The sequence below is a fragment of the Agrobacterium cavarae genome, from assembly GCF_004310285.1.
Lineage (GTDB): Bacteria > Pseudomonadota > Alphaproteobacteria > Rhizobiales > Rhizobiaceae > Agrobacterium > Agrobacterium cavarae.
The window spans coordinates 352583-369697 of sequence record NZ_SISF01000034.1; the positions used below are offsets into that span (position 1 = coordinate 352583).

Annotated in this window: 17 protein-coding genes and 1 tRNA gene; 11 read left to right on the forward strand and 7 right to left on the reverse strand. The window is 58.3% G+C overall.

Annotated features, from left to right (window positions below; all coding sequences use genetic code 11):
• Positions 1–25: 25 nt before the first annotated feature.
• Positions 26–700, reverse strand: coding sequence for a DUF1345 domain-containing protein (locus tag EYC79_RS22520; RefSeq protein ID WP_111850739.1), 675 nt, complete (start codon positions 698–700; stop codon positions 26–28).
• A 6-nt stretch (positions 701–706) separates the two neighbouring features.
• Positions 707–1153, reverse strand: a complete 447-nt coding sequence (locus EYC79_RS22525) for a YaiI/YqxD family protein (RefSeq protein ID WP_062427341.1) — start codon at positions 1151–1153, stop codon at positions 707–709.
• Positions 1154–1315: 162 nt separating this feature from the next.
• Here EYC79_RS22525 and EYC79_RS22530 point away from each other — a divergent pair, with 162 nt between their 5' ends.
• The 4 genes from EYC79_RS22530 to EYC79_RS22545 all read left to right on the forward strand — a co-directional run bounded on the left by EYC79_RS22530 (position 1316) and on the right by EYC79_RS22545 (position 3976).
• Positions 1316–2800 (forward strand): helix-turn-helix transcriptional regulator, encoded by a 1485-nt coding sequence (locus EYC79_RS22530; RefSeq protein ID WP_130979567.1) that lies wholly within the window; start codon positions 1316–1318, stop codon positions 2798–2800.
• Between the two features lie 147 nt (positions 2801–2947).
• On the forward strand, positions 2948–3127 hold the full coding sequence (locus tag EYC79_RS22535) for a CsbD family protein (RefSeq protein ID WP_130979568.1): 180 nt from the start codon (positions 2948–2950) through the stop codon (positions 3125–3127).
• A 25-nt stretch (positions 3128–3152) separates the two neighbouring features.
• Positions 3153–3476 (forward strand): BON domain-containing protein, encoded by a 324-nt coding sequence (locus EYC79_RS22540; protein ID WP_062427538.1) that lies wholly within the window; start codon positions 3153–3155, stop codon positions 3474–3476.
• Positions 3473–3976 carry a DUF992 domain-containing protein gene (locus EYC79_RS22545; protein WP_130979569.1) on the forward strand — a complete coding sequence of 168 codons (504 nt, stop codon included), beginning with the start codon at positions 3473–3475 and terminating at the stop codon, positions 3974–3976. Before EYC79_RS22540 ends, EYC79_RS22545 begins: the two co-directional genes overlap by 4 nt.
• Before the next feature lie 96 nt (positions 3977–4072).
• Here the strand turns inward: EYC79_RS22545 and EYC79_RS22550 are convergent, their stop codons facing one another.
• The 3 genes from EYC79_RS22550 to poxB are packed head-to-tail and all read right to left on the reverse strand — an operon-like array spanning position 4073 to position 8134.
• Positions 4073–5926, reverse strand: a complete 1854-nt coding sequence (locus EYC79_RS22550; RefSeq protein WP_130979570.1) for an FUSC family protein — start codon at positions 5924–5926, stop codon at positions 4073–4075.
• The gene (locus EYC79_RS22555; protein ID WP_130979571.1) at positions 5913–6398 is read right to left on the reverse strand and encodes an FUSC family protein; all 486 of its coding nucleotides are present in this window, start codon (positions 6396–6398) and stop codon (positions 5913–5915) included. Before EYC79_RS22555 ends, EYC79_RS22550 begins: the two co-directional genes overlap by 14 nt.
• Positions 6399–6409: 11 nt before the next feature.
• Entirely contained in the window at positions 6410–8134 is a 1725-nt protein-coding gene (gene poxB / locus EYC79_RS22560; protein ID WP_130979572.1) for a ubiquinone-dependent pyruvate dehydrogenase, read from the reverse strand.
• 95 nt (positions 8135–8229) lie between these two features.
• Between poxB and EYC79_RS22565 the strand changes: the two genes are divergently transcribed.
• Positions 8230–9168, forward strand: coding sequence for a LysR family transcriptional regulator (locus tag EYC79_RS22565; RefSeq protein WP_205654461.1), 939 nt, complete (start codon positions 8230–8232; stop codon positions 9166–9168).
• Between the two features lie 95 nt (positions 9169–9263).
• Positions 9264–10367, forward strand: a complete 1104-nt coding sequence (locus EYC79_RS22570) for a hypothetical protein (RefSeq protein ID WP_062425213.1) — start codon at positions 9264–9266, stop codon at positions 10365–10367.
• A 438-nt stretch (positions 10368–10805) separates the two neighbouring features.
• Here the strand turns inward: EYC79_RS22570 and EYC79_RS22575 are convergent, their stop codons facing one another.
• Complete coding sequence (locus EYC79_RS22575; protein ID WP_062425214.1) at positions 10806–11054, reverse strand: hypothetical protein; 249 nt, start codon at positions 11052–11054, stop codon at positions 10806–10808.
• A gap of 304 nt (positions 11055–11358) precedes the next feature.
• Between EYC79_RS22575 and EYC79_RS22580 the strand changes: the two genes are divergently transcribed.
• Positions 11359–12549, forward strand: coding sequence for an IS481 family transposase (locus EYC79_RS22580; RefSeq protein WP_130979573.1), 1191 nt, complete (start codon positions 11359–11361; stop codon positions 12547–12549).
• Between the two features lie 44 nt (positions 12550–12593).
• Here the strand turns inward: EYC79_RS22580 and EYC79_RS22585 are convergent.
• Positions 12594–12683: transfer RNA gene (locus EYC79_RS22585), tRNA-Ser, on the reverse strand.
• A 267-nt stretch (positions 12684–12950) separates the two neighbouring features.
• Here EYC79_RS22585 and EYC79_RS22590 point away from each other — a divergent pair.
• From EYC79_RS22590 to EYC79_RS22605, 4 genes are all read left to right on the forward strand, one after another.
• On the forward strand, positions 12951–14006 hold the full coding sequence (locus EYC79_RS22590; RefSeq protein ID WP_113179663.1) for a septal ring lytic transglycosylase RlpA family protein: 1056 nt from the start codon (positions 12951–12953) through the stop codon (positions 14004–14006).
• Between the two features lie 111 nt (positions 14007–14117).
• A complete protein-coding gene (locus tag EYC79_RS22595; RefSeq protein ID WP_130979574.1) occupies positions 14118–15290 on the forward strand; it encodes a D-alanyl-D-alanine carboxypeptidase family protein in 1173 nt (390 codons plus the stop codon).
• A gap of 109 nt (positions 15291–15399) precedes the next feature.
• The gene (gene tmk / locus EYC79_RS22600) at positions 15400–16068 is read left to right on the forward strand and encodes a dTMP kinase (protein ID WP_130979575.1); all 669 of its coding nucleotides are present in this window, start codon (positions 15400–15402) and stop codon (positions 16066–16068) included.
• Entirely contained in the window at positions 16065–17090 is a 1026-nt protein-coding gene (locus EYC79_RS22605) for a DNA polymerase III subunit delta' (protein ID WP_130979576.1), read from the forward strand. The genes tmk and EYC79_RS22605 overlap by 4 nt, the downstream gene beginning before the upstream one ends.
• Positions 17091–17115: the final 25 nt, after the last annotated feature.

Here is a 17115-nt window from a genome sequence, read left to right on the forward strand (position 1 = left end):
GTCTGCATCCTTTATAAAAGCGGTATCATCCTGCCAGCGACACCGCGGCGTTGACCGCCGCTGCCACCAGCACAGTGTTGAAGAAGAACGACACGATCGAATGGACGAGCGTGACCTTGCGCATGGCCGTTGTGGTGACGGCAACGTCTGAGGTCTGCGCCGTCATGCCGATGACGACGGAGAAATAGAGGAATTCGTAAATACCGGGCGAGGCGGTATCGGGAAAGTCCATGCCGCCCTTCGGCTCCCGCTTTCCGCCGTCAGCAGATGGGCGCCAGAACAGATGCGCATAATGGACTGCGGCCATGGTGTGGATCGTGAGCCACCCCAGAATGACCGATAGAAAGGAAAGTGTCAGAGACAGCGCGGTTTCGCCGGAATGATTGAGCGCCATGAACAGCGACACCACAGCAACAACGACGGCAAACAGCGTGATGAAGATGATGGCGATCGCTGGAAGATCGTCACGATCGGCATGGGCCTTGAGATGGGCTGCTGTCAGATAGGGAAGCCGGAGGGCAAGCAGGAAGAGATAGGTCAGAAAAAACGCAACGGCGGCAGATTCGATGGCGAGCTTCGGTATGAGCATGAGCATTGCTGCCAACACCGCGCCCCCTAAGACGGCGGCAATTAGAAATGGCCGATGCCGTGCGTAAAGACTGATCTTTGTCTGTTCTTTTGTCTTGGGTGCGATCGCCATGCTCGATTACTTCTTTATCCGGCGGCAAAGCCGGTCAAGGGTTTCCAGGAATTGCGAACGGTCACGTGGGGAGAAGGCGGCATTGTAGCCCTTGCTCTCACCCGTTTCACGCAAATGCGCGCCAAGGTCACGCATGGCGGTGGCCATGCCGATATTGGCTTGATCGAAAACGCGGCCAGTCGGACCCGTAACCATGGCGCCATTCGCCACGCAGCGACCGGCCAGCGGAACATCCGCGGTGATAACGATATCGCCTTCACCGGCACGCTCCGCAATCCAATCATCAGCCGCGTCGAAACCGTTCGAGACGATGACGTTTTTCACCTTGGGATCGCGGGAGGGTCGCAGCCCTGAATTGGCGACGAAGGTGACGTCGAGATCATGCCGTTCTGCGACTTTCAGTATTTCCGGCTTTACCGGGCACGCATCGGCATCGACATAAATCTGCGGCATTGAAAAGGCTCGTCCTTTTGGATCGTTCGTCGTGCAATCGCTTGGGTGCCCATTTGAGCTTTTTTCCGCCCCTGCGCAACATGTTTGCGCTTGCCCGCGTTTCACCGGACTATCGTCTTCGATCCATTTCAAATCAGTCATAAACGAAAGAGATTGCCCCTCATGAGCGACATCGAGCAGTCCCCGAAGATCAACCGTCTCGTTCTGCAGCACGTCATTGCGGGCTTGAGTGACGGTCTCATTCTGGTGGAGCCGGATGGCACAATCTCCTGGGCGAACAAATCCGCGCTTGAGATGCACCGGGTCGAAACGCTCGAGCAGCTCGGCACGGACATCGCGGCTTACCGGAAAAACTTCACGCTTCGCTATCGCAACAATCATCTGCTCGACGAGGGGCAGTATCCCCTGGAGCGGCTGGTTGCCGGAGAAGAGGTTGACGATGTGACCGTTGAAATCTCGCCGGCCTCTGACCTCGACTTGACGTGGGTTCACACGATCCGGGGTCTGACGATCGAGGATTCTGGTGCGAAGCCGGATGTCACGGTTCTGATCATCCGTGACGAGACGCCGCTTTACGAGGCGGAAGAGCGCTTTGAAAGAGCCTTCAACGCCAACCCGGCACCGGGCCTGATATGCCGCATGGAGGACAAGCGCTTCATTCGCGTCAATCAGGGTTTCATGGAGATGACGGGATTTACACGTGAAGAGATCATCGGCCGCAGTGTCGAAGAGCTTGGTCTCTTCTCCAACTGCGAAACCGGACAGGACGCGCTTGACCGGCTTGAGGACGGACGCATCATTCGCCACCGGGAAGCGTTGATCCCAATAACCGAGGGTGACCGACTGGTGATCGTTGCTGGCGAGGTGATCGCTGTTGGCGAAGAGCCCTGCATGCTTTTCACCTTCGCCGATCTCGACGGGCGCAGAAAAGCGCAGAATGCCTTGCGCCAAAGCGAGGAGCGCTTCTTCAAGTCCTTCCGCCTTTCTCCGGCTCCGACAGCGATTTCCCGGCTCGAAGACTTTGTCTTTACCGAAGTCAACGACGCGTTTCTGGAGTTGTGCGGTCGCAAGGAACAGGAAGTCATCGGCAAGACAGCGAGCGAGTTGAAACTGTGGGATGACGTGAATGCACGCAGAGACGTGGAACGCCGCCTGAAGGGCAATGTGCCGATCCGCGAAGAGCCACTCAGGATGAACCTGAAGGATGGTGGCAGCGCTGAATGCGTTGTCTCCGCCGAACGCGTCGAGATCAACGACCAGCAATGCGTCATCTGGGCGCTTCAGGATGTGACGGAACGTCGCCGCTCCGAGGACGAGTTGATCGAAGCGATCGAAACCGTCATGGCGGATACGTCGTGGTTCAGCCGCACCGTTGTCGAGAGGCTGGCGGGCCTGCGCCAGACATCGAGGGGAACGGCATCAACGGCGTCGCTCAGCGATCTGACCGAGCGTGAGGAAGATATTCTGACGCTGATCTGCGAAGGTTGCAGCGACAAGGAGATGAGCGACAGGCTCAACCTCTCCAAACACACGATCCGCAACCACATTGCCTCTCTCTATGGCAAGATCGGCGTGAACCGCCGTGCAGCCGCGGTCATCTGGGCGCGCGAGCGAGGCTTCAGCGGGCGCAAACTGCGCAAAGTTTGAATTTTCCTGCTGATTTTATTGAAAAAAGGCCAGTTTGTACCAGTAGGACTAGTAGTTTTCTCTCTGATGCGGAGGCTTTCCTCGCTCTATCTTTTCACCATGGCGCCAATGACGGCGACATCATGATGAAAAGGAAGGAGTTCTAAAATGGATAACAACCGCATCGAAGGCGCAGTTCGCCAAGTCAAGGGCTCGATCAAGGAAGCCGTAGGCAAGATCGCCGGCAACACGCACATGCAGGCTGAAGGCCGCGCCGAAAAGGTCGCATGCGAAGTGCAAAGCAAATACGGCGAGTCCAAGGACACCGTTCGCAAGACCTTCAAGTAATGCCTTTCGCCAGGAGTTGATCGAGATGATGATTTCTTCCGACGAGGCACTTGCGCCCGCCGCCAACCCCCAGGACTGCAGCCTCTGCGCCGCACTTCAGGCGATCATTGCCTATGCGGATGGGCAGGAAGGTAGCCGTATCACGGTATCCATGGAGAATGGCAGGGTCATGCTGACGGGTGAGGTGGAAACGCTTGCCTCACTCGAATGCGCGGTCTTCATCGCGGAGTGCTTTGCCTCGCGCCCGATCATCGCCGATCTCTCGATCAAACCGACCATTCAATACCTGGCGCCTCCGCGCCTGACCAAACCAAACCTCTATATCAACGACAACAGGAGTCCACTATGAAGAAGATCGTTCTTGCCACAGCAATTGCCGCTCTTGCCGTTGCACCCGTCGCCCATGCCGAAGCAAAGCGCTCGCACAAGCAGATGGAAACCGCACAAAAGGAGCGCGTCGGCACGCTGTCTTGTGAAATCGAAGGCGGTATCGGTCTGGTGATCGGTTCCAGCAAGGCGGTGTCCTGCGAATTCCGTCAGCGCTCGGGTAACGTCGAACGCTACACCGGCACGATCGGTAAGATCGGCCTCGACGTTGGCGTGACCGGCAAGCAGTATTTGAGCTGGATCGTCTTCAATACGGCTGAATCCCGCGTCGGCGATGGCGCTCTGAGCGGTACCTATGTCGGTGCTTCCGCCTCTGCCGCGGTTGGAGTTGGTCTCGGCGCCAATGCCCTGATTGGCGGTAACGCCAAGAACTTCGCGCTGCAGCCCTTGAGCGCCCAGGCAGGCACGGGCATCAACCTTGCCGCCGGTATCGCGAATCTTCAGTTGAAGTCTGCCGGTTAATCGGGTTTGCCAAGACGACGAAAAGAGCGTTAGCGCATCATAGAATTGCGGGGCGGTGGGATTTCCACCGCCCCGTGTCTCGTTGACGGAATGGCTTCACGTTACATGGTCCTTTGCAAGCCGCCTGTGCCAGGCAGCCGCTGCCTCTCCTGCAAGGTTGCGCATCTCACGCAGAGCCGACTGGTCATTTTCGTTCAGTCGATTGCGGCGGTATCGCAAGCCGCTGAGGTCGTGCAGCGCAACTTCGACATCGATGCTCGCCAGGCCTGCGGCACGTTGTGCGGTACGCACATCCAGCACAGGTCTTCCGGCCGTGACGCTTTCCAGGTAGGAGCGATTTGCTTCCTGGCCTTTCACGATCAACGTGTGGAGCGGCGGTCCGAAATCCGGCCAGAGAACCAGCACAGCCAACAGTGCGGCGATGCTGCCAAGCAGATTATCCACCACACGCGCTGCAGCAACACCGCTTCCCGGATGCATCATGTCGGTGACGATGATGAAGAGCATGGTCAGGACCACGACGAAGATGGAATAATTGACCACCCGCAGCGAAATCGTGACGCTGGCAAGCAGGATTGCCAGCACGCACAAGATGACGGGATGCTGCGTGACGGAGAGCAGCGCCAGAGCCAGAAAGCCACCGAGCAGGGAACCGAAAATGCGTTCAAGCGATCGCGCCCATGTCACGCGAGCGCCGCCCTGAAGGCAGACGATCAGCGCCATTGTTGCCCAGTAGGGATAACCCAACTGAAAGATGATGGCGATGTAGTAAACGCCAATGACACCCGCAGCCTGGCGTAAGCCCAGCCGCAGCGCACCCCTCATGCGGTCCTTCCAGTTTGGAGCGATCTGATGTGGCGGTGCTGCCAAGGCCTCGTTGGATTGCTCTGGGTTTTCAAGCACGCGCAACGCGTTCTTAAGCGCCAGCACGCAGCCGATCATGAGATCGTCTGTCAGATGTTCGGCTGTCCTGTCCAGCCGCTCGATGCCGCGGCGAAGGAGGTCCTTCTGACTGACATCGCCTCGCAGAGAGAGGCGGACTCCGAGCAGGGCGGTGGCGAACGCGCGCGCTGTTGCCGCGCGCTCTATTGTTGGCCCCAATCTGTGGATATAGGCGTGGTCCAAGGCGACGAGGGCGCCAAAGATGATCTCTGTTGCCCGGAGCGCATTGTGGTATCGACGCGCGTCTGCCGGGTGCCGAGCCAGCACCGTTCTCAATCGCTCCATCGACATGCGCACGGCGCGTCTGTGCTCGGCATGTTCACTGTGCCACTGCGCGTCCCGATGGCCGCGATCACCAATCGAGGCCAGATCTGCTGCCATATCGAACAGCCGTGCAATGACCGCGCCCGCGTTGCGGTCGAGCGAGGCCCTTGGATCGATGCGCCAGACCAGATTGATGAGGAGAAAGGCCCAGCTTCCCCCAGCCAGAAATGTCAGCGACTGCGCTGCGGCGGCGGGAGTCGGGTGCGGAAAGCCAACGGCAACAACGGCGACCACAGCGAGCAGGGTCCCGAGCAAACTGTCGAGGGAAAAGGCAGCACCAGCCAGTATGGCGACGAAGACGAGGGCAGGGCCGACTGCGAGAGCAGCTTCCATCCCCGCCGATGCGCCCCAGGATCCGGCAAAGGCAAGGACGGTGCCGATCAGGACGAAAAGTCCAAGGGTGCGGCGGCGCATGGCATGAGGTCCTGGTCCGTCGCAAAGGCATGTCCAGAACGCAGCGAAAACCGCCCAGCCGAGTGCGGGCTGACCGGTTGTCAGCGCGATGATCAACGGCGCTCCGACAGCGAGTGCGGCGCGCGCACCTTCTTCGCCACTGAATTGCTCAGGGAGCAGGCCGACGGCACGCAATTCCAGCCGGCGGGCGGCCCGTCGAAGATGAGGTAACGCCCATCTGCCTTTGAACCGGATATTAGCGCGGCGTCTTTGCTGTTCAGCGTCTGCCATAACGCATCCAGATAATCTGTTCCGCGATGGCATGCAGCGCTGCACCGACAGCGCTCCCCAGCAAAACCTCCGCGCCTCGATACATGCCGACTTCCCAAAGAGGCGTCTGCGCCGTGGTTGTCAGGAAAACGATAGGACAGGTCCACATACAAACCTTCAAGGATGGATAGCGTCGCACGATGACGGCTGCGAGCGCGACGGCAATGGCAATTTCCGCTACAGGACCGATGCCAAAGCCTTGCGCCGCCGTTCCGATGACAACGGCAATGATCACGCCGAGCAGCGTGCCGGCAAACCGCCCGATGGTGGCCTGGCGCGTATCGCCAAGCTTTTCCTGACCAACGATGATACCGGACATCGCAGCCCAGACGGGATGAGGAAGCCCGGCCGCCTCCGCCAGAATATAGGACAGCGTCGCGGCCCCCGAGCAGCGCAGGACAAAAGCCAGGTCGCGGACGCGTGTCTCGTTCACCGTCGTTCTCCTTACCTCAGCAGATTGGTACGTGCGAGTTCGACCACCTCATCGCCGCGGCCGCTGATGATGGCCTTCAGCATATAGAGGCTGAAGCCCTTGGCCTGTTCGGCCTTGATCTTCGGCGGCATGACGAGTTCCTGTTTCGCGGTCACGACATCCACCAGCACGGGTCCTGGATGGGCAAAGGCTGAACTCAAAGCCCAGTCGACATCGACGGATTCTTCCACCCGGATGCCTTTGATGCCCATGGCGTTGGCCATCGCGGCAAAATTCGGGTTTTCGAGGTCTGTGCCGGTATCGATATAGCCGGCCGCTTTCATTTCCATCGCCACGAAGCCGAGCGAGCCATTGTTGAAGACGACGATTTTGACCGGCAGATTGAGTTGCGCCAGCGAGATGAAGTCGCCCATCATCATGGTGAAACCGCCGTCACCTGAGAGTGACACGATCTGCCGGTCGGGGGCTGCAGCCTGCGCGCCGATGGCCTGCAGCATGGCATTTGCCATCGAACCGTGGTTGAAGGAGCCCAGCAGGCGCCGCTTGCCATTCATCGCCAGATAGCGTGCCGCCCAGACGGTGGGAGTACCGACGTCGGCGGTAAAGATCGCGTCTTCTGCCGCAAGTTCGCTGATGCGTTGCGCCAGATATTGCGGATGGATCGGTTGGCCGGCCCCAGAGGTTTTCGCCAGATCGTCCAGTCCTTCGCGCGCCTTGCGATAATTGGCGCGGGCAGCTTCGAGAAAGTGCGCGTCGCTGCGAGGCTTCAAGTGCGGCAGAAGAGCTGAGATCGTCTCGCCAACGTCGCCGACCAGACCTTGCGTCAGCGTTGCGCGCTTTCCAAGCGCGCCCGCATCGCGGTCGATCTGAATGATCCGCGCCTTGGTCGGATAGAAGGCGCGATAGGGGAAATCGGTGCCGAGCATCACCAGCGTGTCGGCATTTTCCATGGCGTGATAACCGGACGAAAAGCCGATTAAGCCGGTCATTCCGACATCGAAGGGATTGTCCCACTCGACATGTTCCTTGCCGCGCAGCGCATGAACCACCGGGGCTTTCAGCGCATTCGCAAGCGCCACAACGGCATCGTGATGGCCAGCGCAGCCGCTTCCCGCGAGAATGGTGATGGCCTTGCCCTCATTCAGCAGATTGGCAAGGCGGCTGATTTCCTCCTCGCGTGGAAGGATGCGGGGCAGGGCCGGAACGGCCTGAGGCGGGACTGTCGAAACGGGCGCATCGGCGAGCGCGACATCGCCCGGAATGACAAGTACGGCAACGCCGTTCTGGCCGATCGCCGTATTCAGCGCGCGGTTGAGGACGCCCGGCATCTGTGCGGGATTGGAGACGAGCTCGACAAAATCCGCGCATTCGCGAAACAGTTCCTGCGGATGGGTTTCCTGAAAATAGCCGAGACCGATTTCGGAGGAGGGGATGTGAGCCGCGATCGCCAGTACCGGAACGTGATTGCGCTTGCAGTCAAACAGGCCATTGATCAAATGCAGGTTGCCCGGGCCGCAACTTCCGGCGCAGACCGCGAGCTTGCCAGTGACTGCCGCTTCGGCGCCCGCTGCAAAGGCAGCGGTCTCTTCATGACGCACATGCATCCATTCTATTTTTCCAAGCCGCCTCAGGCTGTCATTCAGCCCATTGAGGCTATCGCCAGTGACGCCCCAGATGCGTTCGACACCGATATCGGCGAGGGTTTCTGCCAGTAGATCAGCGACGGTCATGGTCATGGATATCTCCTTCTCTGCTTTGCATCGGTGTCTGTCTTGAAAGCTGGGAGCATTTCGATCTAATTTCCAATATATAAACAGAGGCTTTTTCATATATGATATTGGATGACATCGATATTCGGCGGCTTCGCTATTTCCTTGTCGTGGCGGAGCAGAAGCATTTCACCCGCGCGGCAGAGAAGATTGGCATTCGCCAGCCGCCGCTCAGCATGCAGATCCGTCAGCTTGAGGAAGCGGTGGGCGCACAGCTTTTTACCCGACATGCCAAGGGCGTGGAGTTGACGGCGGCGGGGAGGGTGTTTCAGGAGACTGCACTGGATATCGTCGGGCGCTTCGAGGACGCACTCACTCAGGTGCGGCGCCACGCGGCGGGCCAAACGGGACGCCTCCGTCTAGGCTTTGCCGGCGCCACCTATTTTCACCCGGCAATTCCGCTCATCATTCGCGCCTATCGTTCAGCCTATCCAGATGTTGTGCTGTCGCCGGAGCAGAGCAATACGCCCGCTCTTCTTGCGGGCCTGCGGGAAGGGAGGCTGGATGTGGCCTTCATCCGCCCGCCGGTTCTTGAGGATGGGTTGCTCTCCGTTCGCGCCTGTCTGGATGAAGACATGGTGATCGCGCTGCCCGCCGATCATGCCTTGCGTGACCAGGATGCGGTGCCGCTCGACGCCATTGCCGGTGAGAATCTGATTCTCTTTCCTCGAGACATTGGACCTGGCCTCTATGACAGCATCGTCTCCGCCTGCAACGAGGCGGGCGTCAGCCCCAAGCTCGGCCAGGAGGCGTCGCAGATCGTTTCCATCATTCCGCTGGTTGCCGCAGGCTTTGGCGTTTCGATCGTGCCGCGCTCGGTTGGTTCGATCCGGAATGAGGGCGCCGTCTACCGCCCGATCGCCGGGCAATCACCCCGCGCACCGATCGCCATCGCGACCAGAACCGATGACCGTGCGAAACTTGTGACATCTTTTGTGATCAGCGCAATTCAAACCGCGCGGCGCACCGCCCCGGCCGATTCCACCAGTGAATCCGGATAAGGTAAGACCGGTGGAGTGGCTTGTCGCGGTTGTTTAGTCATCTCTGATAAACTATTGATGCCGCGCTTGTGATCAGAAACTGCGCAAAGGCCATCATGACAATCCCCGACATCAAGCTTCCTCCGCGCCCTTTGAAACTAAAGCGCGGCGTGTTGTCCGTACCATTCGCCTACTACTTCTCTCCGCTGATTCTGCTGGCACTCGCCGTCTTCATGCTGTGGGCGGAAGGACCTGGAGTTATCCGGGACTACAAGATCAGCCAGAACCCCGTGGAGATCGAGGACGGCGATCTCAACGGCAGCTGCAAAACCCGAAAGGCTGTCTTCACCACCTGCAACGCCAAGCTCTCCTACGACTATGAGGGCAAGCACTACAACAGTGACGTAGAGGTGATGTTCGTCGATATGCACTCCGGCGACTATGAGGCAGGCCTTTTTATCTCCGGCTCTGATCCGCAGCTTGCGACCATCTCGCTCGGTCTCGACATGCTGTGGAACCGCATTATCACCCTGGCGATCCTTTTTGTTCTTCTTGGCTTCGGCGGGATCGCCCTGCTTTTTGCACTCGTTCGATTTTTCCGGGCAAAGGCCAAGCTCGGCGAAGCTCAGCCACTGACCCTTTTGCCTGTCGCTGTCACGAATGCCACGAAAAAACGCGGTGGCCTTTTTCTCACCTATTCGGACACGATCCGCGACGACAAAACCAAGCGGCAGTCCTTTTCGCTGATGGGCAAAGACGAGGTTCCGTTCATCATCGGACAATCCGAAAAACACGACATCGCGCTTGCCGCCTGGCAGAAGAACAGCCCGCTGCCCGTCCTTCTGGACGGTCGGTTAGAGCGACTCGAATTGACGGACGGGGAGAGGGTACAGGCGCTGTCAGCTGTCGCTGCCGATACAGCCGTGTCGGAAGGCGCGCGGACGACAGGAACCCAGCCTCAAAAATCCGCTGGCGCTTCCGCCCTGCAAGGCCTTAAGGCATTCGGCATAATCATCCTGCTGATCATCGTCGGACTCGGGGGCTATTGGCTCTGGTATGTTACCGCCGCGCCGTCGCAATTCACGTCACCGGCCATGGACATCAACAACCTCATGCCGGGTCCAATTAACAAGTGGGGATGCGCCCAATTGCAAAAACGCTTCGGCGATCAAAACGCACCATTTGGTTGCACGGCTGGAGATTATCGAAGCTGGAAGTAACCCACCTCGATGAGCCGAAACTGTCATCGGGTTTCGGCTCATTTTGCCGCTCATCCTCGGCGGCGGACGTCGAGGTGCGACGGATGAAACACCTAAATCTGGGGGCGAATTGCGGTTAGGATCCAAGCTTGTGGGGAACGACCGGAGATGTGGTCCATGCCATGGCTTGAAGGGGCTGCGGATGCCTCCGACGGCTTAGTATGATCGCCTCACGAAAGGACTAAACGACTCGAATAGCAGAATAGAGATCGTGTGTGGAAAGCCTTAGGCTTTTGCCGTGAAGACCATTTGGATATGGCAAACGGCCCAGGGAGGCGATAGATCAGATCGCATCCCTGGGACGTGTAACGTTGCAACTTAGCGAAGCGCGGTATCGGCGCCGATGTCTAAAGGCTTGTATTCTGCTGAAACGTCTGAGACCACAACGGTTTGTACTGTTTACCTGACGATGACGCGGTACTCTTGTGTGCCGCCATAAACCGGTGGGCGGTAGCGGTAGTCACGGCGCGGGCCGCGGCGATCACGCCAATCGCGGCGGTCATAGTTGCGGTAGTATCGATCCCTCTCATAGGATCGGTCGTAAACGCCCGCCGAATAATAGCCACCGCTGCGGTAGCCGCGATCATCAACGCATCCACTAAGAATTCCGACGGAAACGAGGCAGATCGCTGCGCTTAAAAGCTTCATGATTTCTCTCCCAATGACGGACATTAACATATGCCGATGCACAAGGTTCCACCGCGCTTGAAGGCGGCCATTCGAGACCACGAAGAAGAACGTTCAGATCACCAACTTCCAACACAAGCCAAGGCATCGCTACGCCAGCATGTGGAGCCTAGCCCCTGCGAAAGCACCGATCAGAAGACAGCGGACGCCAAACCCGTTGCGTGGGTGGAACAGCAAGTATTTGAGTTTTTTGTCCGACCTGAGAGATAGGTGACGTTTTGTACCGGAGACATGGGTAACACTTTTCGCTTTGCGGGAGGTGTTGATGCCGTGGAGAGAGACTTCGGTTATGGAGGAACGTCTACGCTTTGTCGCCCGATTGTTGGAGGGCGAAGGAATGAGCGAGGTGTGTCGGGACTTCGGCATATCACGCAAGACCGGCTACAAGATATTCAATCGCTACAAGGACGACGGGCTTGAAGCTCTGACGGACAGATCCCGGCGTCCGGTTCGCTACGCCAACCAACTCCCCGATCCTGTCGAGGCCATGATCGTGCGTCTCAAAAAGGAGAAGCCGCATTGGGGTGCGCGCAAGATCCGCGAGTTGCTGGTGAAGAAGCTCGCCGGCGACGTCCGCATTCCGGCGAGCAGCACCGTGCACGCGGTGCTTGACCGCCATGGCCTTGTGCGCCAGGCCCGCAAGAGGAACCGGGCAAACAAGGCCATGGGCACCACGCTGTCACAAGCCGTCAATGCAAACGATCTGTGGTGCGCCGACTTCAAGGGCGAGTTCAAGCTTGGGAATGGTCGTTATTGTTACCCTTTGACCGTAACCGATCAGGCATCACGCTATCTATTGGCTTGCGAAGCCTTCGAATCGACACGCGAGCAGGCTGTGATCGAAGCCTTCCGCCGCCTGTTTGCCGAACATGGGCTGCCTCAGGCGATACGCTCGGACAATGGGCTGCCGTTTGCTTCACCAAACGGGCTTTACAATCTGTCGAAGCTGTCGGTCTTCTGGTTGAGGCTTGGGATTGCAATCGAGCGCATCAAACCGGGCCACCCTCAGCAGAACGGGCGGCATGAGCGTATGCATCTGACATTGAAGAAGGAGGCAACGAGACCGCCCGAACGTAACCTTCTCCAGCAACAGGTACGCTTCGATGCATTCGTCAGCGAATTCAATGGTGATAGGCCACATGAGGCGATCGGCATGAAAGTGCCTGCCGATCTCTATACCGCCTCTCTGCGGCCCTACCTTGGCCTGCCGGAGATCGAGTATCCCTTTCACGATCGCGACATCATCATCACCAATTGCGGGCGCGCCTGCCTCTATCGCAAGAAGATCAACATATCGACCGTGCTGGCCGGACAGAAACTGGGATTAAAGGAGGTGGAAGACGGCATTTGGATCGTCAGCTTCATGCATTATGATCTAGGATATATCGACCTGGAACAGAGAACGCTGCAAACCATCGACAATCCGTTCGGCACGAGATTGTCACCTATGTCTTAGGTACAAACTGTTACCTATGTCTTCGGTTCGGACATTTTGGAAAATGGCGGATGGGGTGGGATTCGAACCCACGGTACGGTCTCCCGCACGCCGGTTTTCAAGACCGGTTCCTTAAACCACTCGGACACCCATCCTCGCCTGCCGCGGGTTTATAAACATTTGGGCCAGCGCGTCAATTGCCTCAAAAGCCTTATTTATCAGTCGCTCTCGCCAGATCAGATTTAACCATTGCTTAACCACGCTGATTACAATTTTAGCTTTCCGGATCATATCGTTCGCATTTTCGCCATGTTGCGGGCAAGATTAGGCATCCGTTAAGTGCTTCGATGTGATGGGCGTGATCATCGAGGTGTGAGAGGGGCCGTGCACAGGCGCGGTCTAAAGCAGCACGGGGCAAGAATTTGAAGTCTACCGTTACGAAGCTTGGCGTCAGCGTCAAATGGGTCGGCATTGCCGTTCTCTGCGCCGCGACCGCATCATGTTCGACGACGTCGGAAACAAAAACGAAGCCGAAGCGCAGCAAGGAATATTTCGCCGAGTCGGAATATGGCGTGAAGGCAAGTCCGCGTATCGCAGAAGGTGCCAACGTCCCCAAGGGCGGTGGCCGGTTCCTCGTCGGCAATGCCTATACCGTCAAGGGCCGCCGGTACTTCCCGAAAGAAGATCCAGGATACGACAAGTCAGGCCTGGCATCCTGGTATGGTTCCGCCTTTCATGGCCGCATGACGGCCAATGGTGAAGCCTACGACAAAGAACATCTTTCTGCCGCCCATCCGACATTCCCGCTTCCAAGCTACGCCCGCGTGACCAACCTCGAAAACGGCTCCTCTGTCGTCGTTCGCGTCAACGATCGCGGCCCGTTCCATGAGGGCCGCTTGATCGACGTCTCCAGCAAGACAGCCGATCTGCTCGACATGAAGGGTACGGGCACTGCCAAGGTTCGCGTGCAGTATGTCGGTCGCGCACCGCTTGACGGTCACGACATGCCATTCCTCATGGCGTCCTATATCCCCAAGGGCTCGCGTTCTCCGGGCGTCAATCCTGAAGGTCAGATTGCAAGCGGCGTGATGGTTGCCTCTGCATCGAAAAGCAATATTCCAATCCCGTCCAACCCTGCTTACGGCGGCTCGGCGCAGACGGCACTGGTTGGCACGAAGAAGAACAATGCGCTCCAGGCCATGCCGTTGGTTGAGGGTGCTGCTCCGGCTTCCTTTGGAGGGCAGGGCAACGTTCAGTTCATCGCGCTTCCAGAGATCGGTCCGTTTATCAACGAGCGTCCGGAAGGCAACTTCCTGCGCGTTCCAGGCCCATCGCCGCGCTACGCTTCTGCCTATTCCGAAGCAGCGCCAGCATCCAAGGCTGCTCACGTTTTCGACGCCGTGCTTGTCGAGCGTGGCGAGCTGACGGAACAGTCCATTCTGAACTACGTGAAGAACAAGCAGAACAAGGCGCGTTGAGCTTTGCCTCGGCGGCCTTGTGGCCCATAATCGCTGTGTGTGAGGACGATTCCAATTTACGGATCGTCCGGCGGGCGTGAAGCAGCAAAACAGACGGCGGGCCGGCGTTTCATGGTGACTTTGATACCAAAAATCTTCCGGCGTCTCAGCCTCGTCGCACTGGCGCTTGCCTGCAGCATCGGGATTGCATCTGCCCAATCCGGTGGTCTCGCCGTCAAGGCGCAGCAGGCCTATATGATCGACGCCGAGACGGGCACGGTTCTGCTATCGCTGAATGAAAACACCCAATTTCCACCTGCCTCTCTTGCCAAGCTGATGACGGTTGAAACCGTTCTGGATGCGCTGAAGAGTGGGCGCGTGACTCAGGAGACGGCATATCCTGTCTCGGAATATGCCTGGCGGACGGGTGGCGCTCCGTCTCGAACGTCCACCATGTTTGCAGCACTGAAATCCTCCGTCAGCATCAATGATCTTGTGACAGGCATCGTGGTTCAAAATGCCAATGATGGCTGCATCATTCTGGCGGAAGGCATGACTGGCTCCGACGCGGCCTTCGCCAAGATGATGACGGAACGGGCGAAAGCGCTTGGTCTAACGGGAAGCGTCTTTGCCAATTCCACCGGTCTTCCCGACCCGGCCAACAAGACGACCGCTAAAGACATGGTGACGCTGGCCAAGCATATTCGCGACACCTATCCGGATCGCTACAGCCTGTTCACCAAGCCGGATTTCGAGTGGAACCGCATCTTTCAACGCAACAAGAATACGCTTCTTGCCCCTGATCTCGGCATCGATGGTCTCGGGCTCGGCTTTGCCGAGGGCCATGGCTATTCCGCTGTCATCTCCGCCGAACGAGACGGTCGCCGAATCTACCTGACGCTTGCCGGGATGGAAGACGACAAGACGCGGCAGGAAGAAGCCCGTCGCGTCGTCGAGTGGGGACTGACGGCGTTTCAAAAGCGCGAGTTGTTTCAAAAGAACGAGACTGTCGGCACTGTCAGCGTCTATGGCGGTGCTGCTTCGGCCATCGATCTTGCAGTACATGAGACGGTAAGCGTGCTCGTGCCGCTCAACAACCCTGATCGGTTATCGGGGCGGATCGTCTACAACTGGCCGCTCAATGCGCCACTTGAAGCGGATTTTAACGCTGCTACGCTTCGCATCTTCTCCGGCGAGCGGCTGTTACGGGAAGTGCCGCTTTACACGACGGCGCCCGTTGCGCCCGGCACGCTGACCCAAAATGCGGCAGGTGCCCTGAAAGAACTGCTGTTTTTCTGGCTCTGAAAAAGCGGGCAGCACGCCTGAAAAGGATGCGCAGCGTCGCCGAAGCGGTTTCGCGCCTTAGCGATATCGTCTAATAAGAAGCAAAAGCTGAGACCATCAGGAAGAGACATTGCCCCAAAAAGGACTGTTCATAAGCTTTGAAGGCGGCGAGGGCGCAGGCAAGTCCACGCAGATCCGTATTCTGGCGGAAACGCTGCGCAGCCGCGGGTTGGAAGTTGTCGTCACACGCGAGCCTGGTGGTTCGCCAGGGGCAGAAGCCATTCGTCACGTTCTGCTCTCCGGGGCTGCGGAAGCATTTGGTGTGCGCATGGAAGCGATGCTGTTTGCCGCAGCACGAAACGACCATGTCGAAGAGGTTATCCGTCCGGCACTCGAGAGCGGCGCGGTGGTTCTGTGCGACCGTTTTCTTGATTCGTCACGTGTTTATCAGGGAACGACGGGAAACCTGGAGACGGATTTTATCGAGACGCTGCAACGTATTGCGGTGGACGGCACCATGCCTGATCTCACGCTGATCTTCGATATTCCGGCTGTGGATGGTCTGGCGCGGGCACGCAAGCGCGCCGATGATGGCGCAACGCCTGATCGTTTCGAGAAGGAAGAGCTGGAGACGCATGAAAAGCGGCGCGAAGCCTATCTCGATATTGCGCTGAACGAGCCTCGGCGTTGCCGGATCGTGGATGCCAAGCAGCAGCAAGAGAGGGTGACGGAAGACGTTCTGTCCATGGTCGAGCCGTTGCTGGAGCGTTTTGACCATCTTTCGGATGTGGCACAATGAGTGAGACGCCCGGCGTTCTTGATGGTGCCATTGCCCCTCAGGACAATACGCGCCTTTTCGGTCATGAAGAGGCAGAGCAATTTCTGGCGCAGTCCTATCGCTCTGGCAAAGGGCACCATGCCGTCCTGATCGAAGGTCCGGAGGGGATCGGCAAGGCGACGCTCGCCTTTCGCTTTGCCAATCATGTTCTCACCCATCCCGATCCGGCGGAGGCGCCCGACCAGATTGTCGATCCTGAGCCATCCTCTTTCGTCAGCCGGCAGATTTCATCGGGCGCATCGCACAACCTCCTGCACCTGACGCGGCCGGTTGACGAAAAAACCGGAAAGACGAAGTCTGCCATCACCGTAGATGAGGTGAGGCGGGCGGGGCACTTTTTCTCGCAGACGTCGGGCACTGGCAACTGGCGGATCGTGATCATCGACCCGGCGGATGATCTCAACCGCAACGCTGCCAATGCGATCCTGAAGATCCTGGAGGAGCCGCCAAAACGGGCAATGTTCCTGGTGCTGTCCCATGCGCCCGGCAAACTTCTGCCGACCATACGGTCGCGCTGCATGCCTCTGCGTCTCCAGCCTTTGGCTGACAGCGCCATGGAGCGTGCACTTGATAATCTGGGGCTGAGTGTCGCAGGCGAGAAGCGCGAGGCGTTGCTGCAAGCCTCCAAAGGCAGCGTTGCGCAAGCGCTGAAGCTCGTCAATTATGGCGGCTCGGATATCGTCGACGTCTTCAACGCCGTGATGAGTGCGGAAGGACCTTCGGCGCGCAAGCAGATGCACAAGCTGGCCGATGCTTTGGCGCAGAAGGATGGCGACATCATTCTCGGATTTTTCATGGAACACGCGACCGAAGAACTGATACACCGCGCCAAAGCCGCGGCCATCGCCGGTGATCTGAGGGGCGCCGAGCGCCAGGCGCGCCTGTCGTCCTCGCTCTCCGAGCGTATTACGATTGCGCAGGCCTACAATCTCGACAAGAAGCAGATGGTGCTTTCCATTCTGGAAGATATGCGCTCGGTTTGATAATTTGTTCTCGTTTGGTGCGACA